This window comes from Rhizobium sp. 11_C7_N12_5 (assembly GCF_051811145.1).
In the GTDB taxonomy this organism is placed as follows: domain Bacteria; phylum Pseudomonadota; class Alphaproteobacteria; order Rhizobiales; family Rhizobiaceae; genus Rhizobium; species Rhizobium lusitanum.
The window spans coordinates 2323068-2349121 of record NZ_JBPWPY010000001.1; the positions used below are offsets into that span (position 1 = coordinate 2323068).

Annotated in this window: 30 protein-coding genes; 15 read left to right on the plus strand and 15 right to left on the minus strand. The window is 59.8% G+C overall.

What is annotated here, in order from left to right:
• Window positions 1–15 precede the first annotated feature (15 nt).
• The 7 genes from AB8B29_RS11465 to AB8B29_RS11495 form a co-directional block, all read right to left on the minus strand.
• On the minus strand, window positions 16–579 hold the full coding sequence (locus AB8B29_RS11465) for a TetR/AcrR family transcriptional regulator (RefSeq protein ID WP_037195079.1): 564 nt from the start codon (window positions 577–579) through the stop codon (window positions 16–18).
• 95 nt (window positions 580–674) lie between these two features.
• Window positions 675–1763, minus strand: coding sequence for an ABC transporter ATP-binding protein (locus AB8B29_RS11470; RefSeq protein WP_439006540.1), 1089 nt, complete (start codon window positions 1761–1763; stop codon window positions 675–677).
• A gap of 100 nt (window positions 1764–1863) precedes the next feature.
• Window positions 1864–2739 (minus strand): carbohydrate ABC transporter permease, encoded by an 876-nt coding sequence (locus AB8B29_RS11475; RefSeq protein WP_080760681.1) that lies wholly within the window; start codon window positions 2737–2739, stop codon window positions 1864–1866.
• Between the two features lies 1 nt (window position 2740).
• Entirely contained in the window at window positions 2741–3646 is a 906-nt protein-coding gene (locus AB8B29_RS11480) for a carbohydrate ABC transporter permease (protein ID WP_037195084.1), read from the minus strand.
• Between the two features lie 71 nt (window positions 3647–3717).
• Complete coding sequence (locus AB8B29_RS11485) at window positions 3718–4986, minus strand: extracellular solute-binding protein (RefSeq protein ID WP_113118466.1); 1269 nt, start codon at window positions 4984–4986, stop codon at window positions 3718–3720.
• Between the two features lie 236 nt (window positions 4987–5222).
• Window positions 5223–6116 carry a sugar phosphate isomerase/epimerase family protein gene (locus tag AB8B29_RS11490; RefSeq protein WP_113118465.1) on the minus strand — a complete coding sequence of 298 codons (894 nt, stop codon included), beginning with the start codon at window positions 6114–6116 and terminating at the stop codon, window positions 5223–5225.
• Window positions 6117–6120: 4 nt separating this feature from the next.
• A complete protein-coding gene (locus AB8B29_RS11495) occupies window positions 6121–7164 on the minus strand; it encodes a Gfo/Idh/MocA family protein (RefSeq protein ID WP_047562461.1) in 1044 nt (347 codons plus the stop codon).
• Between the two features lie 135 nt (window positions 7165–7299).
• Between AB8B29_RS11495 and AB8B29_RS11500 the strand changes: the two genes are divergently transcribed.
• The 3 genes from AB8B29_RS11500 to AB8B29_RS11510 all read left to right on the plus strand — a co-directional run bounded on the left by AB8B29_RS11500 (window position 7300) and on the right by AB8B29_RS11510 (window position 9208).
• A complete protein-coding gene (locus AB8B29_RS11500; protein WP_113118464.1) occupies window positions 7300–8343 on the plus strand; it encodes a substrate-binding domain-containing protein in 1044 nt (347 codons plus the stop codon).
• Between the two features lie 90 nt (window positions 8344–8433).
• Entirely contained in the window at window positions 8434–8823 is a 390-nt protein-coding gene (locus AB8B29_RS11505) for a group II truncated hemoglobin (RefSeq protein WP_113118463.1), read from the plus strand.
• Between the two features lie 7 nt (window positions 8824–8830).
• Entirely contained in the window at window positions 8831–9208 is a 378-nt protein-coding gene (locus AB8B29_RS11510) for a DUF423 domain-containing protein (protein ID WP_113118462.1), read from the plus strand.
• 49 nt (window positions 9209–9257) lie between these two features.
• On the opposite strand, the gene AB8B29_RS11515 is transcribed toward AB8B29_RS11510, so the two are convergent.
• The 5 genes from AB8B29_RS11515 to AB8B29_RS11535 form a co-directional block, all read right to left on the minus strand.
• Complete coding sequence (locus AB8B29_RS11515) at window positions 9258–9572, minus strand: antibiotic biosynthesis monooxygenase family protein (protein ID WP_037195102.1); 315 nt, start codon at window positions 9570–9572, stop codon at window positions 9258–9260.
• Window positions 9573–9590: 18 nt separating this feature from the next.
• Window positions 9591–9869, minus strand: coding sequence for a hypothetical protein (locus AB8B29_RS11520; RefSeq protein WP_113118461.1), 279 nt, complete (start codon window positions 9867–9869; stop codon window positions 9591–9593).
• Complete coding sequence (locus AB8B29_RS11525; protein WP_439006541.1) at window positions 9866–10264, minus strand: DUF2325 domain-containing protein; 399 nt, start codon at window positions 10262–10264, stop codon at window positions 9866–9868. The genes AB8B29_RS11520 and AB8B29_RS11525 overlap by 4 nt, the downstream gene beginning before the upstream one ends.
• 158 nt (window positions 10265–10422) lie before the next feature.
• Window positions 10423–11676 (minus strand): TonB family protein, encoded by a 1254-nt coding sequence (locus AB8B29_RS11530; protein WP_113118460.1) that lies wholly within the window; start codon window positions 11674–11676, stop codon window positions 10423–10425.
• 4 nt (window positions 11677–11680) lie between these two features.
• Entirely contained in the window at window positions 11681–12130 is a 450-nt protein-coding gene (locus tag AB8B29_RS11535; protein ID WP_047562451.1) for a hypothetical protein, read from the minus strand.
• Window positions 12131–12325: 195 nt separating this feature from the next.
• On the opposite strand from AB8B29_RS11535, the gene hemP reads away from it, so the two are divergent.
• From hemP to AB8B29_RS11570, 7 genes are all read left to right on the plus strand, one after another.
• Window positions 12326–12499 (plus strand): hemin uptake protein HemP, encoded by a 174-nt coding sequence (gene hemP / locus AB8B29_RS11540; RefSeq protein WP_037195115.1) that lies wholly within the window; start codon window positions 12326–12328, stop codon window positions 12497–12499.
• 9 nt (window positions 12500–12508) lie between these two features.
• Entirely contained in the window at window positions 12509–13564 is a 1056-nt protein-coding gene (locus tag AB8B29_RS11545; RefSeq protein ID WP_037195121.1) for a hemin-degrading factor, read from the plus strand.
• 10 nt (window positions 13565–13574) lie between these two features.
• Window positions 13575–14510: an ABC transporter substrate-binding protein gene (locus AB8B29_RS11550; protein ID WP_113118459.1), complete on the plus strand. Its 936-nt coding sequence runs from the start codon at window positions 13575–13577 to the stop codon at window positions 14508–14510.
• Window positions 14511–14547: 37 nt separating this feature from the next.
• On the plus strand, window positions 14548–15621 hold the full coding sequence (locus AB8B29_RS11555; protein ID WP_439006682.1) for a FecCD family ABC transporter permease: 1074 nt from the start codon (window positions 14548–14550) through the stop codon (window positions 15619–15621).
• Between the two features lie 7 nt (window positions 15622–15628).
• Window positions 15629–16420 carry a heme ABC transporter ATP-binding protein gene (locus tag AB8B29_RS11560; protein ID WP_113118457.1) on the plus strand — a complete coding sequence of 264 codons (792 nt, stop codon included), beginning with the start codon at window positions 15629–15631 and terminating at the stop codon, window positions 16418–16420.
• Between the two features lie 180 nt (window positions 16421–16600).
• A complete protein-coding gene (locus tag AB8B29_RS11565) occupies window positions 16601–16948 on the plus strand; it encodes a glycine zipper domain-containing protein (RefSeq protein WP_037195129.1) in 348 nt (115 codons plus the stop codon).
• 9 nt (window positions 16949–16957) lie between these two features.
• Window positions 16958–17362: a hypothetical protein gene (locus tag AB8B29_RS11570; RefSeq protein WP_037195130.1), complete on the plus strand. Its 405-nt coding sequence runs from the start codon at window positions 16958–16960 to the stop codon at window positions 17360–17362.
• Between the two features lie 118 nt (window positions 17363–17480).
• Here AB8B29_RS11570 and AB8B29_RS11575 read toward each other — a convergent pair whose 3' ends face one another.
• Window positions 17481–18032, minus strand: a complete 552-nt coding sequence (locus tag AB8B29_RS11575) for an RNA polymerase sigma factor (RefSeq protein WP_034505427.1) — start codon at window positions 18030–18032, stop codon at window positions 17481–17483.
• Between the two features lie 11 nt (window positions 18033–18043).
• Window positions 18044–18250: a NepR family anti-sigma factor gene (locus tag AB8B29_RS11580; RefSeq protein ID WP_037195131.1), complete on the minus strand. Its 207-nt coding sequence runs from the start codon at window positions 18248–18250 to the stop codon at window positions 18044–18046.
• A gap of 260 nt (window positions 18251–18510) precedes the next feature.
• Here AB8B29_RS11580 and AB8B29_RS11585 point away from each other — a divergent pair, with 260 nt between their 5' ends.
• From AB8B29_RS11585 to preA, 4 genes are all read left to right on the plus strand, one after another.
• Window positions 18511–19305 (plus strand): response regulator, encoded by a 795-nt coding sequence (locus AB8B29_RS11585; RefSeq protein ID WP_113118456.1) that lies wholly within the window; start codon window positions 18511–18513, stop codon window positions 19303–19305.
• Window positions 19306–19491: 186 nt separating this feature from the next.
• Entirely contained in the window at window positions 19492–20484 is a 993-nt protein-coding gene (locus tag AB8B29_RS11590) for a sensor histidine kinase (protein WP_439006684.1), read from the plus strand.
• Window positions 20485–20956: 472 nt separating this feature from the next.
• The gene (locus AB8B29_RS11595) at window positions 20957–22315 is read left to right on the plus strand and encodes an NAD(P)-dependent oxidoreductase (RefSeq protein WP_037195134.1); all 1359 of its coding nucleotides are present in this window, start codon (window positions 20957–20959) and stop codon (window positions 22313–22315) included.
• Window positions 22316–22328: 13 nt separating this feature from the next.
• Window positions 22329–23642: an NAD-dependent dihydropyrimidine dehydrogenase subunit PreA gene (preA, locus tag AB8B29_RS11600; RefSeq protein ID WP_113118454.1), complete on the plus strand. Its 1314-nt coding sequence runs from the start codon at window positions 22329–22331 to the stop codon at window positions 23640–23642.
• A 90-nt stretch (window positions 23643–23732) separates the two neighbouring features.
• Here the strand turns inward: preA and AB8B29_RS11605 are convergent, their stop codons facing one another.
• The gene (locus AB8B29_RS11605) at window positions 23733–24377 is read right to left on the minus strand and encodes a TetR family transcriptional regulator C-terminal domain-containing protein (protein WP_037195138.1); all 645 of its coding nucleotides are present in this window, start codon (window positions 24375–24377) and stop codon (window positions 23733–23735) included.
• 300 nt (window positions 24378–24677) lie between these two features.
• On the opposite strand from AB8B29_RS11605, the gene AB8B29_RS11610 reads away from it, so the two are divergent.
• On the plus strand, window positions 24678–25931 hold the full coding sequence (locus tag AB8B29_RS11610) for a Zn-dependent hydrolase (RefSeq protein WP_113118516.1): 1254 nt from the start codon (window positions 24678–24680) through the stop codon (window positions 25929–25931).
• The last annotated feature ends 123 nt before the right edge of the window (window positions 25932–26054 follow it).

Consider the following 26054-nt stretch of genomic DNA (forward strand, 5'->3'; position numbering starts at 1 on the left):
TCTTCTCCGATGTTCCTAAAGTTGCGTGAGCTCGATCAGCCGCTCGACCAACCTGTGGCGGGCGCTCTCGTCCATGTCCTGACTGCCGAGCAAGTCCGCCAGCCAGATCCCGTCGGTCGCGAGCCTGACGATTGCCGCATCCACTGAGGAGTCCGTTCCGACATATTCCTCGCTGCGCTCGCGCACCCAGTCATGCCAGCGCTGGCGCAATTGCGGCTCGCTGAGCAGCACCATCGTCACCTGCGCCCAATCTTTCGTTCCCTGCGGCTGGTCGCGCAGCGAAAGGCAGGCGTGGAGATAGCCGCGAGTAAAGCGTCCGTGCGGCAGTGGATCGGCGCGCATCGCCTCCTCTATCGCCGCATCCAGCCGCTCGATCAGGCTGTCGAACAGGGCTTCGAGGAGCATGTTCTTGCTCGGAAAATGATGCAGCAATCCGCCCTTGCTGACACCCGACGCGCCGGAAACGGCGTCCAACGTCACCGCCGTCATCCCCTTTTCCGAGGCCAGCCGCGCGGCCACCTCCAGCAATTGCCGGCGGACGAACAGAGGCTGCTTTTTCCTATGGTGCGCAGTGGACATGGCGGCATAACATACCAATTAGACGGTTTCGTCAACGAACTATTCGGCAACCCTAAAATTCATGAATTCCAGACATCATCCGGGCCATTCTCTCCTCAATTCACGCAATGATGCGCGACATCATTCTCATCGAAGATCGACACCTTTGCCGCATCGACGGCGAAGGCAATCGGCGAACCGGCAATGACAGTGGTCATGCCCGGATCCGTGCCGATGATCTTCGAACCGTCCTTGAGCCGAACATGAACGAGCGAGCGGTCGCCCAGGCGCTCTACCGTCTCGACGTGACCGGCAATGCTACCTTTTTCCGCTGCCGTGACCACCAGATGCTCCGGGCGGATGCCGAGCGTCAAAGCACAGCCTCCGATACCGTTGAGCGGCACCGCCGTGTTGATGACCGAGCCATCCGGCAAAGTCGCAGTTGCAAGGCCGCCTGCTTCGCCGACGCTAGCCATGGTAATAAAGTTCATTCCGGGAGAGCCGACGAACTGCGCGACATAGCGGGTTGCCGGGCGCGTGTAGATCTCGACAGGCGTGGCCACCTGTTCGATCTTCTTGTTGTTGAGCAGCACGATACGGTCGGCAAGCGTCATCGCCTCCACCTGGTCGTGCGTCACGAACACCATGGTCGCTCCCAGCCGTTCATGCAGCTGCGCCAGCTCGACGCGCGTGCGGGTCCGCAGGCCGGCGTCGAGATTGGACAGCGGCTCGTCAAACAGGAAGACATCGGGCTCGCGCACGATGGCGCGGCCGATCGCTACGCGCTGGCGCTGCCCCCCCGACAGCGCCGAGGGCTTGCGATCCAGAAGATGCGGCATCTCTAGAATCTTCGCCGCAGCCTCGATGCGTCGTTCGATCTCGGCCTTCGGCGTTTTGATGTTGCGCAGGCCGAAGGACATATTGTCGCGAACGGTCATATGCGGATAGAGCGCGTAGGATTGGAATACCATCGATACGCCGCGCTCGCCAGGCGGCAGCTGATCGACCCGCCGCCCGCCGATCCAGATCTCACCGCTGGTGATCGACTCCAGGCCCGCGATCATCCGCAGCAACGTCGACTTGCCGCAGCCGGAGCCGCCGAGGAACACGACGAACTCCCCGCGCTCGATCGTCAGATCGATGTCGTTGAGAACCTGCACGGCACCGAAATGCTTGGTGAGGGACTTGATGTTGATTCCTGCCACTTTCTCCTCCTGCGGAAAACTTGAATTTTGCCAGACCTGCCATTCATCCCGTCCCGGCCCTTCGGATTATTGCCGAGGGGACGGGACTTTCCGCATTGGTTTATTTGACCGCACCGACAGCCACGCCCCGTGTGAGCGTACGCTGGAAAATCAGGAAGAAGATCACCGTTGGCGTGATGCCGAGCAAGGAGGCCGCCGCAATCGCTGTTGGTTCCTGCGTATTCGATCCCGACAGCACGCCCATGGCGACGGAGACCGTCTGGTTGTTGTTGGAGACCAGGAACACCAGGGGGATCAGAAACTCGTTCCAGGTCCAGATGAAGAAGAAGGTCGCGAGCACGGCGAGCGTGGGCCGCATCACGGGGACGATCACCAACCAAAGGATTTGCCAGCGGCTCGCATTGTCGATCTGCGCTGCTTCGATGATCTCGCGCGGAAACGTCGCCATGACCGATGAGAGAAGAAAGGTGCCGAAAGCGGTATGCAGGACGCCGAGGATCAGGATCACCGAGAGCATCGAGTCGAACAGCCCAACCTGCTTTGCCATGTAGTAAAGCGGATAAACCAGCGCTTCCTGCGGCGCCATGATGGCGATCAGCAAGAGAACCAGCAAGGCCTGCCCGCCACGCACCCGCCCGATGCCGATGGCATAGGCGTTGAGCAGGCTGAGGACGACAGCCAGTATGGCTGTGCATCCACTGATAAGGATGCTGTTGAAGAGCTTCCGGGGGAAATCGACTGTCGCCCAGAAGTTCTTGAGCGCCGTCAGGTCGAAGCTCTGCGGGAAGGCGAGCGGACCATTGGCGGCATAATCCGAAGGCGTCTTGATGGCGTTGAAAGCCGCCAGGAAGAACGGAAACAACGTTCCGGCCAGGAAGACGAGCAGGATAGCCAGAACGATCCAGCGACCAACCCCCTTTCCTTGGCGATGATGCACCGAAGCAACCGAGTTAGAGAGCGAAGACGTAGCTGTCATATTAGTGCCCTCCCTCGGACTGTTTCGATTGCATGCGCAGGAACACGATGCCGAGCACGATGGTCACGATTGTCTGTAGCGTCGCGATCGATGCGGCATAACCGACGCGGTTCGTTGTGAAGAAATGATAGTAGGAAAGATAAGACGGAACCGTCGTCGCATTGTCCGGGCCGCCTGATGTCAGGACATAGATTGGCGCAAAAACCTTGAGGGCCGCGATCAGCGTCGTGAGAGCGACCACGAAAATCTCGGGCATGAGCATGGGAATGGTGATAGAGCGGAAGCGACCGAACCAGCTCGCATTGTCGAGCTCGGCGGCTTCGTAAAGCGACGGATCGACGCGCGCCAATCCGGACATGAAGACGACAAGGCAATAGCCGACCTGAACCCAGACGATGACGGCTGAAACCGCCCAAAGGGCATAGTTTGCATCCCCCAACCAGTTCTTCGCCATGAAATCAAGGCCGATCGCCCTCAGCACCGCGTTGATGATGCCGATGGGATTGAGGATCCATCCCCATAGAATACCAACCGCGGTCAGCGGCAGGATTTGCGGCAGGTAGAAGCCGGCGCGAAAGAAACTCGACCATGTCTCGCTGAACTGCGCACTGATATAGTCGAACAGCACTGCCGCCAGCACCAGCCCCAGAAGAATGGGCACGATCGTCATCGAGATGATGAACAGCAGCGTATGCTGGATCGAGCCCCAGAAGGCGGCATCCTGGAGCAGCCTCTGATAGTTCTCAAAACCAACATAGCGAGGCGGGATGACGCCGCCCTTCCATGTCGTGAAGCTGATCGCGAAATTGGCAATCAGCGGAATGAGCACCACTACCGCAAACCCCAGCATGCCGGGGATCATGTAGAAATAGTACCCCGCTTTGCCGGCGCTCCTCGAATTCTCCATCGAATTCCTCCAGTCCGATACGGCGAGGCGGCATGAAAGCCGTCCCGCCGTTGTGATTGTCGCCGATGGTGTTATTGGGCCGCCTGCACGTCGTCATAGGCCTTCTTCAGGCGTACAACGAATTGATCAGGCGTGGTCGAGCCATTGACCAGGCCGGTCGTCGCCTGGATCAGCAGTTCGTAATAGCCAGGCACCGGCCAGTCCGGGTAGAAGCCGAGGCCACCCTTGCCGGAAATCTGGTTGAAGAGCTCGACGTTGCGCTTGCCGACTTCGTCGGTGACCGAGGCCGGATCGGCGGCAATGGCAACGCCACCGAGATTGGCCTGCATGTTCTGGTTTTCCTTGCGCAGGACGAGATCAATGAACTCGTACGAGAGATCCTTGTTCTTGGCGCTCTTGGGCACCATGAACAGGTTGCCGGTCGAACCCACGCTGTACTTCGGGGTCGGGAAGATGAACTGACTCCACTTGAAGTTCTTGATCGAACTCGCGAAGTTGCCGTTGTTCCAGGTGCCGCTGACAAACATCGGAGCTGTGCCCGATGAGAAGAGATTGTCGGCGCCGCCGGTACCCTTCAGGCCGGTCGAATCCTTCGAAATATAACCCTTGCTCACCCAGTCGGCGATCTTCTGAGCGGCAAACAGGAAGGGCTTGGTATCAAGCGGTGCCTTGAGCCCCTGATAGTTCTTGACCCAGGTGTCGTCAGCCTGCGTCAGTGCAAGCGTATAGACCAGATGCTGTGCGTTGGAATCCACCGTACCATAGGCAAGCGGTGTAATGCCCTTCTTCTTGAAAGTGTCCAATGCAGCTTCGAACTCGTCCAGCGTGGTCGGCACTTTCACGCCGTTAGCCTGGAACATGTCGATATTGTAGAAAACCGAAACGAATTCGCCATAAACGGGAATGCCGATAATTGGGCCCGAACCGTAGATTCCGTTCCCATCGTATTTGCTGAGCTGGCTATTGGTTTCGTTGAGGATCTTATCCCAGCCTCGCGACTTGAATTGATCGTCGAGTGGCGTCAGCAGACCTTGCGAGGCGACGAGGCCAGCCGTGGCATTGCCCTTGTTGTACTCCAGAACATCAGGTGCCTGATCCGAGTTGAGGATGAGGCTGCCTGCCTTCTGCAATTGCTCGAAAGTCTTCTGTTCGAAATTGATCGTAACGTCGGGATGCTTTGCTTTCAGTTCTTCCAGCGCCTTGGTCCATGCCTTGGCCTGCGAAGTATCCGGCAGTTCGAACCACCAGACGTTAAATGTCTTGTTCTGCGCTTGCGCCACACCGGCGGCAAGCAGAAGCGACATGCCGGCGGAGATCGCCAGCTTCGAAAAAATATTCATACATTCTCCTCCACCATGCGAACCTTGACGGTATCTGTCCGATGACATGGCCCGCGCTGCCATCGGCGTTTTCCTCTCACCTGCGCCAAGCGCCCGCCTGTCCCATGGGACAAGGTGCGGACGCTCGACAGTTCCTCCGTTGGGTATCCCGTCATGCCCTAAGCGTCGATCACTCAGGGCATTTCATTAACGCACAACTTGCTTCCTAAATCGATGCAGTTTTGCGGATGCATGCATTACTCGATGAAGTCCCCACCCCGGCTTGCCTTGAGATAGTTCAGGCCATGAACCTGGCCAGTCATTTCGAGCGCATCGCGATAGACCGGGTCATGCCAGCCCTCAATGTCGATGGAGCCGGACCAGCCGGCCAAGCGCAGCTCGGAAATGATGTCGGTCCAGTTGCTGTCACCAAAGCCCGGCGTGCGCATGAAGACGAACTGCTCCTTGCCGAAGATGCCGTGCTCCTTGATGACATCCCAGCGGATCGTCGCATCCTTGCCGTGGACGTGGAAAATCTTTTTGGCCCACTTGCGGATCTGCGGCAGCGGCTCGATCAGATAGACCATCTGATGGCACGGCTCCCATTCCAACCCGATATTGTCGTCCGGAGTCTCGTTGAACATCAGTTCCCAGGCATCGGGATTATGCGCGATGTTCCAATCGCCGGTCGCCCAGTTGCCGTCCATGGCGCAGTTCTCGAAGGCAATCCTGATGCCCTTGTCGGCGGCCCGCTTGGCAAGCTCGCTCCACACCTGCTTGTAGCGCGGCAGGCTGTCAGTGAGCGGCTTGTTGCGGATGCGCCCGGTAAAACCGGCAACGCAGGTCGCGCCGAAATGGTGGGCGTTGTCGATGCAGTCCTTCCAGCCCTGCAGCGTCTGCAGGTCCATCTCGCGCTCTTCAAGCGGATTGCCGAACATGCCGAGGGTCGAGATGGTGATGTCGCGGCCGCCGATGGCGTCGAGGCAGCGCTTGCCGAGCTCGCCGAGCTTCTGGCCGTTGGTCGTCTGCCAGAAGAAGGGTTCGAAGCTCTCGAAACCGAGATCGGCGATCTTGGCAATGCCCTGGGCGGCATCCTCGTTCGTCGCCCTGATCATCGTGCCGATGCGGATGGCCTTTGCCGGATTAGTCATGATGTCACTGTCCTTGTGCTGAAATGTCGACGCGCCGGCCCGTCTTGGCGCTCTCGATAGCGCCGAGAACCATGGCGAGGCTGCGGATGTTGTCGCGGCTTTCGGTTTCGGGCGGCTTGCCCGTCTTTATCGCCTCGATGAAGGAGGCGATGACGCTGGCATGACCATGCGTCTCCTCCTCATGCTTCGGGCCGGGAACCTCGATTGGGGTGAAGCCATGCAGCAGCCCCGGCTCATGGCCGGCAATGGTGGCCTCGAAATCCTCCTCGCCATCCCAGGTCAGCATGCCCTTGCTGCCGGTCAGCCGCCACTGGCTTTCCCAGCTCGTGCGCCGTCCCTCAGCGCACCAGGAGCCTCGATAGCTGAAGACGACATCGTCGGAAAAGTCGAAGAGCGCATGAGCCGATGCACCATGCTTGTACCAGGAGCCCACAGGGTTCTTCTCGAGGCAATAGACCGAGACCGGCACTTTGCCGGAAACGAAACGGGCGGCATCGAAGGTATGGATCGCCATGTCGAGCAGCAGCACATTGTCCATTTCCTCGCGGAAGCCGCCGAAATGCGGCCCGAGGAAGAAATCGCAATGAATACCCGTGAGTTCGCCGATTGCTCCCTCTTCCACGAAGCGCCGCAAGCGGCGAATGCCCGAGATGAAACGGCGGTTCTGGATGATGGCATGGACCTTGCCCGCCTTAGCGGCAAGATCGATCAGTGCCGCACCCTCGGCGAGCGACGTCGCCATCGGCTTTTCGCTGAGCACGTGGCAACCGGCCTTCAGCGCCGTCGAAACCACGCCGAAACGCGCGGCCGGAATGACGACGTCGAAAACCAGGTCGGCCTTGGTCGCGGCGATGACCTCGGCCAGATCCGAGCCGATCACAGCATTGTCGAGGGAAAACTCCTTGGCAAGATTCTCCGCGGTCGACCGGTTGAGATCAACCAGGCCCACGATCTGAATGGATTGGGCGAGCGATGGCGTCGAGGCGATGGCTTTAAGCCAGCCCTTGGACATAGCTCCGCACCCGCACAAAATGGCATTAAATTTCACGATATCCTCCAGCAGCCGGTGTCGAACCCCTCATGACACGCGCTCCGTAAACGTTTACGATACTATGCGAAAAGATTTTCCTGTGTCAATAGAGGAGGACAACGGAAAATGGCGCATGGAGGAAAACCGCAGCCGATGAAGGGAATTCGTCAGCTTGCCGACCATCTCGATATCTCGATCGGCACAGTATCACGCGCGTTGAACGGCAAGCCAGATGTCAACGAGGAGACCCGCAAGCGCGTACTCGCCGCCGCCGAACAGCTGGGCTATGTGGCCAACCAATCGGGGCGCAGCCTGCGGCAAGGCACGACAAATGTCATCGGCTTGATGATCCAATCCAGCAGGGAAACGGTTGAAAACAGCGACAACTTCTTTCTGACCGTGACGGGCGGGCTGCAGAGCGTGTTCTCGCGCCACAACCTCGATCTGATCATGCTCCCCTGCCCGAACGATGAAGATCCCTACGAGTATCTGAAGCGCATGGTAGCGAGACGCGTCGTCGATGCGATGATCATTTCGGAGACGCAGCGCATCGACAAGCGCTTTGATCTGCTTGCCAAAGCGAAGATCCCTTTCGCAGCACTTGGCCGCAGCCTCTCGGGCGCGCAGCATCCCTGGGCCGACCTTGATTTTGACGGCGTTGCCAATTGCGCTGTCGACCGGCTCGTCGCGCATGGGCACCGCCGCATTGCCATCAGCACTCCCGCCAGCGACATCAACCTCGGCTTCGTCTTCGTGGAGGGTTATCGTCGCGCGCTGGAGCGGCACGGCATCTCCTACGACCCGGCGCTGGTCATCCGGGCCAAATCGAGCGAACAGGGCGGCTATCAGGTCGCCGACGAACTGCTTCGCCTCGACGACAGGCCGACGGCCGTGATCCTGATCTACGAATTGATGGCCATCGGCCTCTATAGGCGGATGATGGAGACCGGCATCATTCCGGGGCGCGATATTGCCGTCGTGGGCTTTCGCGAGGCGCCGCGCGCCAAGTTCCTGCAACCGCCGCTCACCTGCTTTCGCACATCCCTGCACGATCTCGGTGTCGAACTGGCCGAGATCCTGCTCTCCAGCATGCCCGCCTACAGCCACATCTACCCCAAGACGAGGCGCCAGACGATCTGGCCGCTCGAACTCGTTCCCGGGGAAAGCGATGCTTTTCAACGGACGAGCATCAAATAAAGCAGCGCTGAAACGCCGCATCGGCGCTGCCGACGGTTGCGGCACCCTCTGTCAGTTGCCATGTAGGACATCGCAAACAGGGATCATGGCTTGAGCGAAGAAACCATCACACTTTACGAGGCGATCGGCGGCGATCGGACCGTGCGGGCGCTGACGGCGCGCTTCTACGAGCTGATGGACACGTTGCCGGAAGCGGCCAACTGCCGGGCCATCCATCCGCCGAGCCTCGAAGGCTCTCAGGAAAAATTCTACGAGTATCTGACCGGCTATCTTGGCGGGCCGCAGCTCTACATCGAGAAGCGCGGCCATCCGCGCCTGCGCAGCCGGCATTTCGTCGCCGCCATCGGCCCCAGGGAGCGCGACGAGTGGCTGCTGTGCTTCCGCCGCGCCATGGACGAGACCATCGACAACGAGAAGCTGAGAGCGATCATCTGGGAGCCGATCGAGCGACTGGCTTTCCACATGCAGAACCGGGAATGAGGAAGACATGAGCATTGACGCCATAATCCGTCCAGCTACCCTGTTTGTCGCCGGTATCCTCGGCGGCGGCGGCGTTGCGCTCGCAGCGGCGGCTTCCCACGGCGGCGATACGCATTTTCTCGGCGCCGCCTCCACCATGTGCCTCGCCCACGCCCCTGCCCTGCTGGCGCTTTACGCCGGCTATGACCGCATTCGTACGGCACCGCTCGCCGCCATGCTGCTGGGACTTGGAACGCTGATCTTCGCCGGCGATCTGATCAGCCGCCACTTCGGCGGCAGCTCACTGTTTCCCCTGGCCGCTCCGACGGGAGGATTCGGCATGATTGCGGGCTGGGCGGCGATAGCGCTGGGCGCCTTCTTCAGGATGGGCCGGGCAAAAGCATGAACGGGCAGCGCAAATTACCGCTAGCATGGGCAAGCTAAGCTACGCCCTCTCAAATCCCGGAAACCACAGTGAAGCCTTCGAATTGCGGCGGCCCCCAATAGAGCCTCTTGTTTTCACCCGCGCTGCGGTGTGCCAGACGGAAGTTTTCGGATTTCGTCCAGTTGAGGAAGTCCTCTTCGCTGCGCCAGGTGGTGTGCGAAGAAAACAGCGTGTAGCCCTCATCCATATTCGTCTTGCCACGCAGGAGACGAAACTCGAGAAAGCCGAGCACTTCGGACAGTTGCGAATCCCGCTCCCGCCACACCGTTTCGAAATCGCTCTCCAAACCGATGACGACTTTGAAGCGGTTCATGGCGATGTACATGGCAACCTCGTACGACGATCAGACCTTCTTGCGACGGGCGACAGTCTTATCCACGCCCGGTGCAAAGGCAATGACATTCGCGCCGTCCCGGGTTGCTTCGACCAATGGGCGATCCGCCGTCTCGCCCGGAAACCGCGCCTTCCAGGCAGGAAAGGTCGTTACGTTCGGCGCGCGCCGCTGTTCCTCGGCGCGACGCATCAGCAGTTCGTACAGTTCGGGCACCAGCCCGTCGCTGTTCTGCGCGGCCAGCTTGTGCAGGCCGATCAGCATAAACCCCTCGGGGCCACCATCGATCATTGGGAAACGTCTCGTTCTTTCATGGTCTGCAGCGCCCGCTCGAGGCTGGACTTGCTGCCGTTGCGCAAGGGAATGAACTCCTTGCCGAATTTCTTGCAGCCGGTCTTCACCCGCAGGCAGGCATCGTGGCTGATACAATCGATCGGGCAGAAGACGCAATCGACGGAAGGCAACACCGTATCGATGCGCGAGACTGCCTCACGCAAGCCGCCATCGTGATGGATCAGCTCAGCTCCGAAGTTGCTGGCGATCTGGCGCAGATGCGCCACCTGGCAATCGCGCCCGCCGACATAGAGGAAACTGCGCCCGTCGAGACTGGATTTCCCCGGAACCTCCGCCGGCGCCTGTGCCTGGCGGCTCTCGCGGCCAAAATCCTTCTTCCCCTTACGCGCCATGCATCACCCGTTTGCTGGTTGCTCTCGAGCACTCGATTCCATCGAGCGCGAGGCGACCATATTAAACATGAGTTTTAGAGTAAAGTATAAAGTTGAGGTTTTTCATCATATTTTAATGCAGCCGATAGGCCGTTCCGCTTTCAGCCGGTCTCTAGGGGCTAGCGCCCTGTAACCTGAACTTCCTGGGTGAAGGACCAACTCGGCTTGCCCCATTCTGGCGGCAATGGCGGGAACGGCGCGGCTCGCCGAATACCGTCGGTAACAGCCTCATCCAACTCAGGAATGCCCGAACTCCGCGCGATCGACAGTGAGGTCAAGTCACCACTCGAACCAATCGTAAGGCGAACGCGCACTGTAATGCCGCCTTCGTATTTCGACGAAAGGCGCACGGCACGACGGATACGCGATTGAACTTTGCCCGGATAGTTGGCAACCGCAGCGCTGCCCGAGCCCGTTCGGCGAGCATTCGATTGTGAATTCGTATCGGATTGCGCCGTCTCGGTCCCGTCGACAGACCCTTTCTTCGAATCCTGCTGGCTCTCACCCCTCGATCCCGACTTCGCCTTCACAATCTTTGCGACCGGCTTCTTGATTTCCTTCGGCTTCTCGACAGGTTTCGGCTTTTCAACAGGCGTTACGACTTCCGGTGCCGGCTGGACCGGTTGAGCCTCAACCGTCTCGCTATTGACGGGCTGAACCGGGTCGACCGGCTGCACCACGGTCATCTCGGCAGGCGCCTGTGTCGCCAATATCTGCGGCTGCTCGGAGGTTACTGTCTCGGGCTGGGTCTGCTCGTCCGGCTGGACGGCTTCAGCCGTTTCGACCGGCTGCGTTTCCGCGGTTTGCGGCTGAACGACATCGGGCTGAGGCACAGGGGTCTCTTCAGGCGTAACTTCGGTGGGTTGAACCGCCTGTGGCTGAACAGCCTCTGCCGTCACCTGCTCCGGCTCGGGCTGCTGATTGTCTTCGCCCGCCGCCATCTGATCGGCATCGGAATTGCCGATCATGATAACGCTGACGGTATCGCCCGCTTCCTCCTGCGCATCTTCCGGCGCCGCAATGAAGGTTAGTAGCAATATTACGACAACAACGGCATGGAACAGGCAGGACCCCATGCCGGAGAAAAGAAGGGACGTTGTGCGTGCCGCTATGGTCTTGCTCGGCCTCTCGGGCAGCGCATCCATCGGCAGCGGTTCCGCCGTCTCAGCGGAAGCGGGTTCTGCAGGATGGTTCGGAAACGAGCCGATCTGCGTAAAGCGGCTATAATGCATCACCGCTTCGCCGGCCGGCGGCCGCGATACGCCCTCGAAGCCGGTCAGTTCGTGGCCCGGAAGCACACTCGGATAATTGTCATTCATGCCACCGCCGGCGCGGCGGCGCTCCATGGAAACCTTGGCCGAGCGCGTCGCCATGGCCTCAGCCTTCGAAAGGAACTGATGTCTGCGAGCGGGTCGTCAACGCGGCCTTGCACTCACCCGCCGCAGGGCCATCGCACACGGGCGTGTCGTTGATGATGATGCGGGAGACGGTCTCGCACTTCACGCCGGGCATATCGAATTGCCGCACCCGCTTCTTGCCGAGCGGCAGGTCGCGGAAGTCAAGCACGGTGACGCGATCGACCGCGTTCTTGTCGTTGAAGAAGGCAAGCTCGAAGGAGATCTTGTTGATCGGCGCCGCCATGTCGTTTTCGGCGACGAAGGTCATCATGCATCCCTTCTGGGACGGCGCCAGCGCATTGAGTTCGACGTTGAGCTTGCGCGCGGCCGTTGCCGGAGCCGCGCCTGCATCCTGGGCAAAGGCCGGGACGCAAGATGCCGCGGCCAAAAGCCCCGAAGTAACGAGTGCCAAAATCGTTTTCGTCAGCATCGGCCATGTCTCCCGAATATGTCCTGACAAGCACCTGCCCGGGCCTTCCGCCTAAGCGTGCATCGTCGAAATTTTTAAACTTGACTTTATCAGTCTTCTATTGCGTCTTTATGGAACCATGAGTATGTGAGTCAAGTTAAATTTGGTCGCAACGCTGTTCGGCCTCCGATGAATTTTCAGGCAAAACTAAACAGGATGATCGCTGAGAAGACCCCAACGCAGCCGGCGCATTACGCGGCCGCCCAAGACATACGAATTGTCGAGAGCACGGATATTTTCCGGGGCCAGACCGAAATCATGATCAAGCACGAAGGCGTCATCTACCGCATGAAGATCACGCGCCAAGGCAAGCTCATACTCAACAAATAGGCATGACAAATGACTGAAACGACCAGACCGACCCCCGCCGCCATTCGCGCCTTCCGCGCAGAAAACCCGAAGATGCGAGAGCGCGACATCGCCGCCCGCCTCGATATTTCCGAAGCCGCCCTGGTCGCGGCCGAAGTCGGCATCTCGGCCATCCGCATCGATGCCGACGCCAACCGCTTTCTCGAGCGGGTCGCCTCGCTCGGCGAAGTCATGGCACTGTCGCGCAATGAAAGCGCCGTGCATGAAAAGATCGGCGTCTACGAAAACATCAAGTCCGGCGTGCAGGCCGCGATCGTTCTCGGCGAGAATATCGATCTGCGTATCTTCCCGAAGCGTTGGGCGCATGCCTTCGCCGTCACCAAGATCGATGGCGACCAGAAGAAGCTGAGCCTGCAGTTCTTCGACAAGGCAGGCGACGCGGTTCACAAGGTGCATCTGCGCCCTGATTCGAACGTCGACGCCTATCACACCATCGTTGCCGAACTGCGGCTCGAAGATCAGTCGCAGGAATTTGCCGAGGATCGCTCCGGCTATGACAATGGCGAAACCGATGGCGACGTCAGCCGCGACGAACTGCGCGATCACTGGAGCCGCATGACGGACACGCACGAATTCTTCGGCATGCTGAAGAAGCTGAAGATCGGCCGTCAGGACGCCATCCGCACCGTCGGCGACGACTATGCCTGGAAGCTGGAAACCGGCGCGGTCGGTGAAATGATGCAGGCTTCGGTGCGCGAAGGCCTGCCGATCATGTGCTTCGTCGCCAACGAAGGCACCGTCCAGATCCACTCCGGTCCGATCTTCAACGTGCAGACCATGGGCCCTTGGATCAACGTCATGGACCCGACCTTCCACCTGCATCTGCGACAGGATCATATTGCCGAGGCCTGGGCCGTGCGCAAGCCGACCAAGGACGGCCATGTCACTTCGCTGGAAGCCTACAACGCCAAGGGTGAGATGATCATCCAGTTCTTCGGCAAGCGGAAGGAAGGCTTCGACGAACGCCGCGATTGGCGCGCGATCATCGAAAACCTGACGAGAGCCGGCGCCAGCGTCGCTGCATGAGAGATGGCTTATGACGATGTTTAGGAATTTCAAGCGCATTAGACCGTGGGAAGTCACCCTGACCTTGGTGGTGATGGCCTTACCTCTCGCGCCGGCAAGTCCGATCGCCGGATTTAGCAGCCTCGTGCGGCACGCCCATGCCGCAGAGACGACCAAGAAGCTGGATACCACGCGCCTCGTCTCCGTCGGCGGCGACGTCACCGAGATCATCTATGCGCTCGGCGAGGAGAAGCGGCTGATCGCCCGCGATTCCACCAGCCTCTATCCGAAGGAAGCGACCACGCTGCCCGATGTCGGCTATATGCGAGCCCTGTCCCCCGAAGGGATCCTCGCCGTCAACCCGACCGCGATCATCGCCGTCGAAGGCTCCGGCCCGCCGGAAGCGCTGGCCGTGCTGCGCAATGCCAGCCTGCCCTTCGAGACCGTGCCGCAGACCTATGATCGCGACGGCATCCTGAAGAAGATCGACGTCGTCGGCTCCCTGCTCGGCGTGCCGGAAAAGACGAAGGCCCTGGAAGACAAGGTCGCCGCCGATCTGGATGCCGCCATTGCCGATTCCGCCAAGCGCCCCGAGGCCGAGCGCAAGCGGGTGCTCTTCGTGCTCAGCAATCAGAACGGCAAGATCCTCGCTTCGGGCACCGATACCGCCGCCGACGGCATCATCAAGCTTGCCGGCGCCGTCAACGCGATCACCGGCTTCACCGGCTACAAATCACTGACGGACGAAGCAATCATCGACGCCAAGCCTGATGTCATCCTCATCATGGATCGCGAGGGCCCGTTGTCGATGACGAATGACGATCTCCTCAAGCAGCCGGCGATTTCCTTGACGCCCGCCGCCAGCCATAAGGCGATCGTGCGCATGGACGGCCTGCATCTGCTCGGGTTCGGACCGCGCACCGCCAGCGCCGTTCGCGAGCTCAACGCAGCCGTCTACGGAGGCTGAGGTGGCATTCAACGATACCGTGACGGGGCTGAAGCAGATGTCGCAACGTACGACATACCGTCGCGATGGGGATCGCACCGCGCTTGCTGTTCTCGTCCTCGTCGGCCTCGTTCTCGTTTCGGCTATTGCTTTCGCCTTCTCGATCACGACAGGCGCGTCGAATGCTTCGATTATCGATGTGATCGTCAGCATGGCGACCGGCAGTGCCGACAGCGCGCTGAGCAATCGCGACCGCATCGTCATCTTCGACATACGCCTGCCCCGCGCCATCCTGGGCTTTCTGATCGGCGGCGGGCTGGCGGTCTCGGGTGCGGTCATGCAGGGGCTGTTCCGCAACCCGCTGGCCGACCCCGGCCTGATCGGCGTTTCCGCCGGCTCCAGCCTCGGCGCGGTGGCCATGATCGTGCTCGGTGGCGGTGTCCTTGCCCCGGTCGCCCACCTCTTCGGCATTTTTTCCCTGCCGATCGCCGCCTTCATCGGTGGCCTGGTGACGACGGTGCTGCTCTACAAGGTGGCGACCCGGCATGGCCAGACATCCATAGCCACCCTGCTGTTGGCCGGCATCGCCCTCGGCTCGCTTGCCCTGGCGGCTACGGGGATCCTGATCTACATGGCTGACGACCGGCAATTGCGCGATCTTACCTTCTGGAGCATGGGATCGCTTGCCGGCTCGACCTGGAGCAAGGTGATCGGTGCCGGACCGATCATTGTTCTTTCCCTCTTGCCGCTCCCCTTCATGGCACGTGGCCTCAACGCTCTGACACTCGGCGAAGCAGCGGCGTTCCACATGGGTGTCGCCGTGCAGCGGTTGAAAAATGTCGCGATCGTCAGCGTGGCTGCGGCCGTCGGCGCCTCCGTCGCCGTCAGCGGCGGCATCGGCTTCGTCGGCATCGTCGTACCGCACATATTGCGCATGATAATCGGGCCCGATCATCGCTTCCTGTTGCCGGCCTCAGCGCTGCTCGGCGGCTCGTTGCTGATCGTTGCCGATGTGGTTGCCCGCACCATCGTTTCCCCGGCCGAACTGCCGATCGGCATTCTGACAGCCGGCGTCGGCGGTCCATTCTTCCTGTGGATGCTGTTGCGGCAGCGCTCGCGCCTCAGCCTGTGAGCCAGCGATGATCGATGTTTCCAATCTCGTCGTCCGGCTCGGCGGCAAGGCCGTCGTGAAGGAAGTCTCTTTTGCGGCTGAGCCGGGAACGCTGACGGCGATCTGCGGACCGAACGGCTCTGGCAAGACGACGACGATGAAGGCAATTTCAGGCGAGCTGGCCTATCAGGGTTCGGTGCATATGAACGGCTCGGAAATCGGTAGCCTGCAGGCGTGGCAGCTCGCCGAAATGCGAGGCGTGCTGCCGCAGGCAAGCTCCATCTCCTTTCCTTTCACGGTTCGCGAAATCGTCCGCATGGGCCTGACTACCGGCCGCAACAGTCGTCCGGAACAGGCTGACCGCATAGCCGCGGACGCACTGGCCTGCGTCGATCTCATCGGGTTCGAGGGACGCTTCTACCAGGAGCTTTCCGGCGGCGAACAGCAGCGCGTGCAGCTCGCCCGCGTGCTTTGCCAGATTTCCGAACCCGTCATCGACGGCAAGCCCTGCTGGCTGCTCCTGGACGAGCCGGTTTCCAGCCTGGACATCAGCCACCAGCTAACCATCATGACGCTCGCACGGCAATTTTGCCGACGCGGCGGCGGCGTTATCGCTGTCATGCACGATCTTAATCTGACCGCCCTCTTCGCCGACCAGATGGTTCTGCTCAAGGAAGGCCAGCTGCGGGCCGCCGGCCCGGTCAAGGAGGTCTTGCAAGACCGGCATCTGCAGGATATCTTCGGCTGCAATCTAAGGGTCAATCGCATTCCCGCCGACGGTGTACCCTTCGTCCTCGCCCACAGCGCCCTCCCCGGCTGAGCTTCCCTTAAGTCACGCGCTTTGGAACTTTTCATTGCATCCACGCGTTGAGGTATAGTGATGGGAATAAATGTTCCGCACGCTCACCCACCTAGTGCGCCGCGCAATATCCGATCATAACGATAGGTGGCGCTCCACCGGCGCCAAGCAACGCAGTAAACGACGAAAGGGAGCTCAAACATGGCTTCATCCATTCTCCATTCGACACGCAAGCGTAACGGCAGCAGCCTGCACGATGTCGAGGCAAGCATCGAAGACCAGATCGAATCCCTGCGCGAGGAAGTTGCAGCCTTTGCCAAACTGATTGGCAATAACGGTGCAAAGCAGGGCAAGAAATTGCGCGCGAGGGCCGAGTCGGGATTCGACGACCTGACGGTTCGCGGCGAGGAATTGCTACGCGACCTGCAAAAGGGTTATACACGGGGCTCTCGCGAAGTCCGCAGGACCGTTCGCCAGCATCCGGTCGCCACGGTCGGCGCGGCTGCGGCATTCGGACTTGCAATCGCTCTGCTTCTGTCACGCCGCTAGGAAGTTGGCATGCTCGCTCCGATTCTCGGCCTGCTCTTGTCCGGCTCTATCAATCGCACCGTTGCGCGAACCAAGCGCAACGGTATTTTCATCGCCATAGCAGTCCTTCTTCTGCTGACGGGCTACGCCTTTGCGCTGATCGCCGCCGCGATATCGCTGGCGACCATCTATGGCGCCGCAGTCGCGGCACTTCTGATCGCCGCAGGCGCACTCTTGCTAGGTTTGATTGTCCTAGTCGTCATGGCGATCGTCAACAAACAGGAGCAACGCCGAGCCCGCGAACGGCGGCTCGCATTGGAATCTGCAGCAGCAGCGGTACTCGGCCTTGTCAGGAAGCAACCGCTGATGACAGCGGCCATTGCCGCCGCGCTCGTGTTTGGCAATGTATTCGGATCGAGCGACGACGACGATTGACGCCTCACGTAGAAAAAAGCCGACGCAAGCGCCGGCTTTGAGAAACGCATCAGGTGTAAAACATAATGAAAAATGGGAGGACGCCCGACCGTATCAAATACGGCCGGGCTTTTTGCTATCAGAAAGCGAATGCCTTGGAGGTAAGCGGCGCCGACGTCGCATCAGGCCCAAAGTCAGCTTCACCGGAGATGTCAAGCAATTCCTGCAGGCGCTGGCGAGCGCGGTTGACGCGGCTTTTGATCGTGCCGATGGCGCAGCCGCAGATCTCCGCAGCCTCTTCATAGGAAAAGCCGGAAGCGCCCACCAGGATGATGGCTTCCCGCTGATCCGGCGGCAATTGATCCAGCGCCTTGCGAAAGTCCTGCAGGTCGAGCGCGCCGTATTGCGAGGGATGTGTCGCCATCGATTCAGTAAATATGCCGTCGCTGTCTTGTACCTCGCGTCCGCTCTTGCGCATCTGGCTATAAAGTTCGTTGCGCAGGATGGTGAAGAGCCAGGCCTTCATATTCGTGCCCATCTCGAAATGATCCTGCTTGGCCCAAGCCTTCATGATCGTGTCCTGCACAAGATCATCGGCACGGTCATGGCGCCCGGTCAGCGAAATGGCGAAAGCACGAAGACTCGGCAGAGCCGCGAGAAGTTCGCGCTTGAAGCTCGATTGCGTTTCCATCACGCCCACCCCTATTCGGACACCTTTACGGAAGCCATGCGCTCTGCCTGATCCAACTTCTCAAGCAGATCAAGAAAGCGATCGGGAATGACTTCGTCCTGCATGGCAGCGTAGAAGGAACGCAGGCGGTTGCCGATCTGATTGTTGGGGTCGAGGATATCCATCACGCGTAGGTCTGATGCCTTGTTGTCCGCTTCCTCATTATTCTGAATTGTCATTTAACCTGCTCGCTTCTCATGTGTCGCGTTCGTGGGTCGGGTATGCTTCCTGCCTCCCGTCCGGAAGACCGGCAAACCTCTCCAGAACTGTTTCCTAACGAATCGTAAAGGATGAAGCCAACCGTTTGTAAGCATTGTAATGCGACTGCCTAAAAAAAGTTCCGACAAAGAGGAACTTTTTTACTCAACTGACGTTTGTTAGTCATTGCGGCCTCCGGGCTGTATTTTAATTAGAATGTGATAAAAGGCGGGAGCCATTGATGACACTTTCCACACGCATTGCGCCGCACCTTCCGTATTTGCGTCGCTACTCACGTGCTTTAACCGGAACGCAGACGTCAGGAGACGCCTATGTTGCTGCGGTTTTGGAAGCTATCATCGCCGATATTTCCATATTCCCGGATACGGACAACGACCGCGTTGCACTCTATAAACTGTTCACAAAGCTGTTCGGTTCCCTGACCCTACAGATTCCTGAACCGAATTCACCCTACGCATGGGAACAGCGCGCCTCGGTAAACCTGTCCAAGGTCTCTCCGGTTGCGCGTCAGGCGTTTCTGCTTGCCTCCGTTGAAAGTTTCCGTCTCGGCGAGATCGCCGATATTCTCGATGTGTCGGAAAGCGACACGATGCATCTGCTTGATGCGGCATCGCAGGAAATTTCGCGGCAGGTAGCGACCGATATCATGATCATCGAGGATGAGCCGCTGATCGCCATGGATATCGAGCAGATGGTGGAAAGCCTTGGGCATCGGGTCACGGGCATCGCTCGCACCCATGCCGAAGCGGTCGCGCTGCATAATGCCACCAAGCCCAGCATGGTGCTTGCCGATATTCAGCTTGCCGACGGCAGCTCGGGTATCGATGCCGTCAACGATATCCTCAAGACTGCAAACATCCCAGTCATCTTCATCACCGCGTTTCCAGAGCGCCTTCTGACCGGCGAGCGACCGGAGCCGACCTTCCTCGTCACCAAGCCATTCAATCCGGACATGGTGAAGGCTCTTATCAGCCAGGCTCTTTTCTTTAACGAAACCACAAAGGTGGCCGCCTGATTCAATTGAAACCTCCGTCGCGGAACAAAGGTGATAGCCGGACGTTTTGGTCCGCGGCGATCGGTTTACCGACTGTTATCCCGCACGATTTTATAGATCGGTCCGAGTTCTTCCGATTGAGAATGTCCCCGTCGGTGGACATCTCGAAATTCGAGTGAAAGGCACGCCGTGAATACGTCTGAACCATTGTCCGGCGCGCCTTTGAGTTTGGAAGGCAAAGCCGCTCTGATGGAGCGGGCGCTTGCTAGCGCCAATGTATCCGTCCTGTTTCAGGACACGACACTCGCAATCCGCTATGCCGACAACCTCCCCGAGCACCTCATGCCATCTTTGCTGATCGGCGGCAACGATTGCCATTTGTTCGGCGACAAGGATGGCGAGCATCTTACGCTGCTGAAGCGGGGCGTGCTTGAAAACGGCAGGGCCGTGACCGCCGAAGTAGAAATTGCAAGCGGCGACGGCGTGCGCATCTATGAGCTGAAAATGGAACGCGTTGGTGGCCGCAAGGCGCAAGGCGTGCTGTCCGTCATCTCCGAAGTCACGGAAAGCCGCCACCGCGAAAAAGTCCTGAAGTCGCTGCTGCGCGAACTGTCGCACCGCTCCAAGAATCTCCTGGCGATCATTCAGGGGATTGCGACGCAGACGGCGCGCCACACGCTTTCCCTCGATAATTTCCTGATCAAATTCCGCGGCCGCCTGCAATCCCTGTCGAATTCGCAAGACCTCATTACCGACTCCAGCTGGCGCGGCGCATACTTGTTCGAGCTTGCCGAGAAGCAGTTCGCTCCCTATTGGCCCGATGCCGGCGTCCCCATGCCGATCTACGGCATCAATGCACATCTGACACCCAATGCCGCCGTGCATCTCGGGCTTGCCCTGCATGAACTGATCGTCAACTCCGCGTCGCACGGCGCCATTTCAGCGGGGGCAACCAGTATCACGCTGAATTGCAAGGAAGCCGAGCTGGACGGGAAGAAAGCCATAGAAGTGGCTTGGCTGGAGCGTTTCCACGCGCCTGCCGACCATGAATTTGAGGATAACAGTTTCAGCCGCACGGTGCTCGAACGAGTCGTGCCGACTTCCATGAACGGGCGTGCCCAGTTCACCATCAGCGACGGCAATATCGGCTATCACCTCACCATTCCCGAGACAGAGTATGAAATACTGAGACGCCGCTGACGGCGTCAAGAAAACAGCCAGTGCGAGGGCGACGCACTGGCTGCTTTACACTCATCGGGAGGGGACCGTGAGTAGAAGTCCGATGATGGCTTTGGGCGCGCATCAGGAGATGCGATCATCATCCGGACGATAGGTAAACGGGGCAGCAGGGCCTTGGTTCCACGCGATCACGAAAAAAATCATTTTTTCTTCACATCCATCGCAACCGCGAAATGACGCCGGCTACGTTCCGGCGGCTGTACCGCGCCATGGCGAAACCGCGCAGCCTTCGAACACCCTCATCTGAAGATCACAAGAAAACCCATCAAAACATATAGTTGAACGACCCGACGCAGTCCTCCCGAACGCTTGCACGCCACGGCCGAAATGCGTGCCCAGGCAATTTCGAGGGTCAAAATTTTACCGTTTGATAAATTTTTTATCCTGAGTTACCGTTCTTGCCACTAGCCGTTTACTATAAGAGGGAACTTCAATGGGACGACTGGAAACTGGGATTCATAAAGGCAGGCTGACGCCCGCCGAATATGATGCAAACTTTTCCGATCTTCACCCGCGCCTGAACAATCACGAGGCGCTGGTCGCAGCCGACCGCTGTTATTTCTGCTACGACGCGCCGTGCATGACGGCCTGTCCCACCTCCATCGACATTCCGATGTTCATCCGCCAGATTTCGACGGGCAATCCGATCGGCTCGGCCAAGACGATCTTCGATCAGAACATCCTCGGCGGCATGTGCGCCCGCGTCTGTCCCACCGAGCAGCTCTGCGAGCAGGCTTGCGTGCGCAACACCGCCGAAGAGCGTCCGGTCGAGATCGGCCGGCTGCAGCGCTATGCGACAGATGCCGCAATGGCTGAGAACAAGCAGTTCTATGCCCGTGCCGCCACGACCGGCAAGAAGATCGCCGTCATCGGCGCCGGTCCGGCCGGTCTTGCCTGCGCCCATCGCCTCGCCGTGAAGGGCCATGAGGTCACTATCTTCGACGCTCGTGAAAAGGCCGGCGGCCTCAACGAGTATGGCATCGCCACCTACAAGGCAGTCGATGATTTCGCCCAGAAGGAAGTCGAATACGTGCTCGCCATCGGCGGCATCGAGGTGAAGAACGGCCAGGCGCTCGGCCGCGACTTCAGCCTGTCCGACCTCTCCCAGCAATATGACGCCGTCTTCCTCGGCCTCGGTCTTGCCGGCGTCAACGCATTGCGCGCCGAAGGCGAGGATCTCGACGGCGTCGCCGATGCCGTTGCCTATATCGCCGATCTGCGCCAGGCAAACGACAAGGCCGATATCGCCATCGGCCGCCGCGTCGTCGTTCTCGGCGGCGGCATGACCGCAATCGATGCGGCCGTGCAGGCAAAACTGCTCGGCGCCGAGGAGGTGACCATCTGTTATCGCCGCGGCAAGGAACACATGAACGCCTCGGAATACGAGCAGGATCTCGCCGCATCCAAGGGCGTCATCATCCGCCACTGGCTCGCCCCGAAGCGCATTCTCGACAAGGACGGCAAGGTCGCCGGCATCGAGGTTGAATATACCGAGCTGCGCGACGGCAAGCTCACCGGCACCGGCGATGTCGGCGTCATCGCCGCGGACCAGATCTTCAAGGCGATCGGCCAGACCTTCGAGGCCTCCGGCCTCGGCGCCCTGCGCATGGAAGCCGGCCGCATCGCCATCGACGGCGAAGGCCGGACCTCGGTCGAAGGCGTATGGGCCGGTGGTGACTGCGTGCTCGGCGGCGACGACCTGACGGTTTCAGCCGTCGCCCAGGGCCGCGACGCGGCCGAATCCATCAACCATGCGCTCGCTGCCGCCCAGTCGGCCGCTGCAGTCGCCTGAAAGGAGAATCGAAATGGCTGATCTCCGCAATAATTTCATCGGCATCAAGTCTCCGAACCCGTTCTGGCTGGCCTCCGCGCCGCCGACCGATAAGGCCTACAACGTCGAACGCGCCTTCAAGGCCGGCTGGGGCGGTGTCGTCTGGAAGACGCTCGGCGAGGAAGGCCCGCCGGTCGTCAATGTCAACGGCCCGCGCTACGGTGCGATCTGGGGCGCCGACCGCCGCCTGCTCGGCTTGAACAACATCGAGCTGATCACCGACCGCGACCTCCATACCAACCTGCGCGAAATGAAGCAGGTTAAGAAGAACTGGCCTGATCGTGCCTTGATTGCCTCGATCATGGTTCCCTGCGTCGAGGATGCATGGAAGGCGATCCTGCCGTTGGTGGAGGACACCGAAGCAGACGGCATCGAATTGAACTTCGGCTGTCCGCACGGCATGTCGGAGCGCGGCATGGGTGCTGCGGTCGGACAGGTGCCGGAATATATCGAAATGGTCGTGCGCTGGTGTAAGCAATACACCCGCATGCCCGTCATCACCAAGCTGACGCCGAACATCACCGACATCCGCAAGCCCGCCCGCGCCGCCAAGGCCGGCGGCACTGATGCCGTATCGCTGATCAACACGATCAACTCGATCGTATCAGTCGATCTCGACAATTTCGCACCGAACCCGACCGTCGGCGGCAAGGGCAGCCATGGCGGCTATTGCGGCCCGGCGGTCAAGCCGATCGCGCTCAACATGGTGGCCGAGATCGCCCGCGATGCCGAAACCTACGGCCTGCCGATATCAGGCATCGGCGGCATCACCACATGGCGCGATGCGGCCGAATTCCTGGCGCTTGGCGCCGGCAATGTGCAGGTCTGCACGGCGGCGATGACCTATGGCTTCAAGATCGTCGAAGAGATGATCACGGGCCTTTCCGACTGGATGGACGAGAAGGGACATCGCAGCCTGGACGACATCATCGCCCGCGCCGTGCCGAATGTCTCCGACTGGCAGTATCTCAACCTCAATTACATCGCCAAGGCCAAGATCGACCAGGATGCCTGCATCAAGTGCGGCCGTTGCTACATTGCCTGTGAGGATACCTCGCACCAGGCAATCACCAACATGGTTGATGGCGTCAGGCATTTCGAGGTGATGGACGAGGAATGCGTCGGCTGCAACCTCTGCGTCAGCGTCTGTCCGGTCGAGAACTGCATCACCATGGAGGAACTGCCGGCCGGCAGCCTCGACAAGCGCACCGGCAAGATCGTCGATCCGAACTACGCCAACTGGACAACCCATCCGAACAATCCGATGGCGCAGCACGCGGCGGAGTAAGCGTCTCTCCACCAGTCAACATTGCACCCACGTCCAACGACGTGGGTGTAAAAAGCCAGGCCGGTAGAGAGTGACGGTAAAAATGCCGAATTATGGTTGGCGAATGCCGAGCCCATCGACGAAGAGCTTTTCCAGATAGCGCGCAGCATCCTCGAACCGCCCCTCGCCCGAATGCTCTTGCCCGAGCACCGCGCGCACCTGCACGTCGAAGTCAGCATAATGCTGCGTCGTCGACCAGATGGAGAAGATCAGGTGATAGGGGTCGCATTTGGCGATCTTGCCGGCCTTGGCCCAGGCACGGATGACTTCCGCCTTCTCGTCGACAAGGCTCTTCAGCGGCCCGCGCAGCTCATCCTCGACATGCGGCGCCCCCTGCAGCATCTCATTGGCGAAGAGCCTGCTTTCGCGCGGGAAATCGCGGGCCATTTCGAGCTTGCGGCGGATGTAGGAGCGGATCTCGCTTTCAGGATTGCCGTTGGCATCGAAGGCACGCAGCGGTTCCAGCCAGGTAAACAGCACCCGGTCTATCAGCGCCCGATGCATGGCCTCTTTCGTTCGGAAATAATAGAGCAAATTGGGCTTCGACATGCCCGCCACTTCGGCGATCTGATCGATGGTCGAGCCGCGAAAGCCGCTTACGGAAAATACATCGAGTGCGGCCTCGAGTATGATTTCCTCTTTTTCTTCCTGAATCCGGGTGCGGCGTTGGGTGCGGGCGGCTCTGGGGATGGCCATATCTGCTCTGTTTCTCCTTGAAATCCAAGCCTTTCGGCCAAGCTCTCATTCACCCTGTCAGTGCTTTGAATTTAGGCAATCGCCTGAAATTTTATCGGAATTTTTCGTGCTTTTCGTCTTGAGCCGCGCCACGGAAGTTGTAATGTTTACCAATCGGTCAAATTATCTGTCAGATGTCTCTTAAAGGCAACTGGCGATTTCCCGAGGCGATAAAAACAAGTAGACGCTTCGGATAGACCATCGGGAACAATCGGGCATGCACCTTGCATGCCCGGGGACGAAACAGGTGAGGATTGCATCATGGTGGCAGCGCCAGGAGAGAACATGCGTATCAATGGCGATCGCCTTTGGGACGCATTGATGGACATGGCGAAGATCGGCCCCGGCATTGCCGGCGGCAATAATCGTCAAACGCTGACCGATGCCGACGCCGAAGGACGCAGCCTTTTCAGGACATGGTGCGAAGACGCCGGCATGAAAGTCGGCGTCGACAAGATGGGCACCATGTTTGCGACCCGCGCCGGCACCGATCCAAACGCACTACCGGTCTATGTCGGCTCGCATCTCGATACCCAGCCGACCGGCGGCAAATATGACGGCGTGCTCGGCGTGCTCGGCGCCCTCGAAGTCGTTCGCACCATGAACGATCTCGGCATCCGGACCAAGCATCCGATCGTGGTCACCAACTGGGCCAATGAAGAGGGCGCGCGCTTTGCTCCCGCTATGCTCGCCTCGGGCGTCTTTGCCGGCGTACACTCGCTTGACTATGCCTATGGCCGTAAGGATCCGGAGGGCAAGACCTATGGCGAGGAACTGAAGCGCATCGGCTGGCTCGGCGACGAAGAGGTCGGTGCCCGCAAGATGCACGCCTATTTCGAATATCATATCGAACAAGGGCCGATCCTCGAGGCCGAAGAGAAAACCATCGGCGTCGTCACGCACTGTCAGGGCCTGTGGTGGCTGGAATTCACGCTGACCGGCAAGGAAGCCCATACCGGCTCGACGCCGATGAACATGCGTGTCAATGCCGGTCTCGCCATGTCACGGATCGTCGAGATGGTGCAGAGCGTGGCGATGGAGAACCAGCCGGGCGCCGTCGGCGGCGTCGGCCAGGTGTTCTTCTCGCCGAACTCGCGCAACGTGCTTCCCGGCAAGGTGGTCTTCACCGTCGACATCCGCACGCCCGACAAGGCGAAGCTCGATCGCATGCGCGCCAAGATCGAGGCCGAGGCGCCTGCCATCTGCGACGCCCTCGGCGTCGGCTGCTCCGTCGAGGCCATCGGCCATTTCGAGCCTGTGACCTTCGACCCAAAGCTCGTTGCCACGGTGCGTAGCGCCGCCGAGAGGCTCGGCTACAGCCATATGAACATCATCTCCGGCGCCGGCCACGATGCCTGCTGGGCCGCCAAGGTGGCGCCGGCCACCATGGTCATGTGCCCCTGCGTCGGCGGCCTGTCGCACAACGAGGCCGAGGAGATTTCCAAGGAATGGGCGACCGCCGGTGCGGATGTGCTGTTCCATGCGGTCGTCGAGACGGCGGAGATCGTGGCTTGATCACGGCTCGCGCCCAGCCATCCCCCTCTTCCGCCCTTCGGGCACCTTCTCCCCGAGGGGAGAAGGGGATTTCCGCCACAGCACCATCTTTCTCAAGAAACCGTTGGCACAATCAGAAATTGT

What these genes read in the sequence shown, in the direction of transcription:
- AB8B29_RS11555 (WP_439006682.1), top strand. Translation starts at nt 14,548, where the DNA reads ATGTCGCAACGTACGACATACCGTCGCGATGGGGATCGCACCGCGCTT.
- AB8B29_RS11510 (WP_113118462.1), top strand. Translation starts at nt 8,831, where the DNA reads ATGAGCATTGACGCCATAATCCGTCCAGCTACCCTGTTTGTCGCCGGT.
- AB8B29_RS11475 (WP_080760681.1), bottom strand. Translation starts at nt 2,739, where the DNA reads ATGACAGCTACGTCTTCGCTCTCTAACTCGGTTGCTTCGGTGCATCAT.
- AB8B29_RS11530 (WP_113118460.1), bottom strand. Translation starts at nt 11,676, where the DNA reads ATGGCGACGCGCTCGGCCAAGGTTTCCATGGAGCGCCGCCGCGCCGGC.
- preA (WP_113118454.1), top strand. Translation starts at nt 22,329, where the DNA reads ATGGCTGATCTCCGCAATAATTTCATCGGCATCAAGTCTCCGAACCCG.
- hemP (WP_037195115.1), top strand. Translation starts at nt 12,326, where the DNA reads ATGATCGCTGAGAAGACCCCAACGCAGCCGGCGCATTACGCGGCCGCC.
- AB8B29_RS11570 (WP_037195130.1), top strand. Translation starts at nt 16,958, where the DNA reads ATGCTCGCTCCGATTCTCGGCCTGCTCTTGTCCGGCTCTATCAATCGC.
- AB8B29_RS11500 (WP_113118464.1), top strand. Translation starts at nt 7,300, where the DNA reads ATGAAGGGAATTCGTCAGCTTGCCGACCATCTCGATATCTCGATCGGC.
- AB8B29_RS11480 (WP_037195084.1), bottom strand. Translation starts at nt 3,646, where the DNA reads ATGGAGAATTCGAGGAGCGCCGGCAAAGCGGGGTACTATTTCTACATG.
- AB8B29_RS11580 (WP_037195131.1), bottom strand. Translation starts at nt 18,250, where the DNA reads ATGACAATTCAGAATAATGAGGAAGCGGACAACAAGGCATCAGACCTA.
- AB8B29_RS11560 (WP_113118457.1), top strand. Translation starts at nt 15,629, where the DNA reads ATGATCGATGTTTCCAATCTCGTCGTCCGGCTCGGCGGCAAGGCCGTC.
- AB8B29_RS11595 (WP_037195134.1), top strand. Translation starts at nt 20,957, where the DNA reads ATGGGACGACTGGAAACTGGGATTCATAAAGGCAGGCTGACGCCCGCC.
- AB8B29_RS11525 (WP_439006541.1), bottom strand. Translation starts at nt 10,264, where the DNA reads ATGGCGCGTAAGGGGAAGAAGGATTTTGGCCGCGAGAGCCGCCAGGCA.
- AB8B29_RS11545 (WP_037195121.1), top strand. Translation starts at nt 12,509, where the DNA reads ATGACTGAAACGACCAGACCGACCCCCGCCGCCATTCGCGCCTTCCGC.
- AB8B29_RS11520 (WP_113118461.1), bottom strand. Translation starts at nt 9,869, where the DNA reads ATGATCGATGGTGGCCCCGAGGGGTTTATGCTGATCGGCCTGCACAAG.
- AB8B29_RS11575 (WP_034505427.1), bottom strand. Translation starts at nt 18,032, where the DNA reads ATGGAAACGCAATCGAGCTTCAAGCGCGAACTTCTCGCGGCTCTGCCG.
- AB8B29_RS11605 (WP_037195138.1), bottom strand. Translation starts at nt 24,377, where the DNA reads ATGGCCATCCCCAGAGCCGCCCGCACCCAACGCCGCACCCGGATTCAG.
- AB8B29_RS11465 (WP_037195079.1), bottom strand. Translation starts at nt 579, where the DNA reads ATGTCCACTGCGCACCATAGGAAAAAGCAGCCTCTGTTCGTCCGCCGG.
- AB8B29_RS11490 (WP_113118465.1), bottom strand. Translation starts at nt 6,116, where the DNA reads ATGACTAATCCGGCAAAGGCCATCCGCATCGGCACGATGATCAGGGCG.
- AB8B29_RS11610 (WP_113118516.1), top strand. Translation starts at nt 24,678, where the DNA reads ATGGTGGCAGCGCCAGGAGAGAACATGCGTATCAATGGCGATCGCCTT.
- AB8B29_RS11550 (WP_113118459.1), top strand. Translation starts at nt 13,575, where the DNA reads ATGACGATGTTTAGGAATTTCAAGCGCATTAGACCGTGGGAAGTCACC.
- AB8B29_RS11535 (WP_047562451.1), bottom strand. Translation starts at nt 12,130, where the DNA reads ATGCTGACGAAAACGATTTTGGCACTCGTTACTTCGGGGCTTTTGGCC.
- AB8B29_RS11585 (WP_113118456.1), top strand. Translation starts at nt 18,511, where the DNA reads ATGACACTTTCCACACGCATTGCGCCGCACCTTCCGTATTTGCGTCGC.
- AB8B29_RS11515 (WP_037195102.1), bottom strand. Translation starts at nt 9,572, where the DNA reads ATGTACATCGCCATGAACCGCTTCAAAGTCGTCATCGGTTTGGAGAGC.
- AB8B29_RS11565 (WP_037195129.1), top strand. Translation starts at nt 16,601, where the DNA reads ATGGCTTCATCCATTCTCCATTCGACACGCAAGCGTAACGGCAGCAGC.
- AB8B29_RS11485 (WP_113118466.1), bottom strand. Translation starts at nt 4,986, where the DNA reads ATGAATATTTTTTCGAAGCTGGCGATCTCCGCCGGCATGTCGCTTCTG.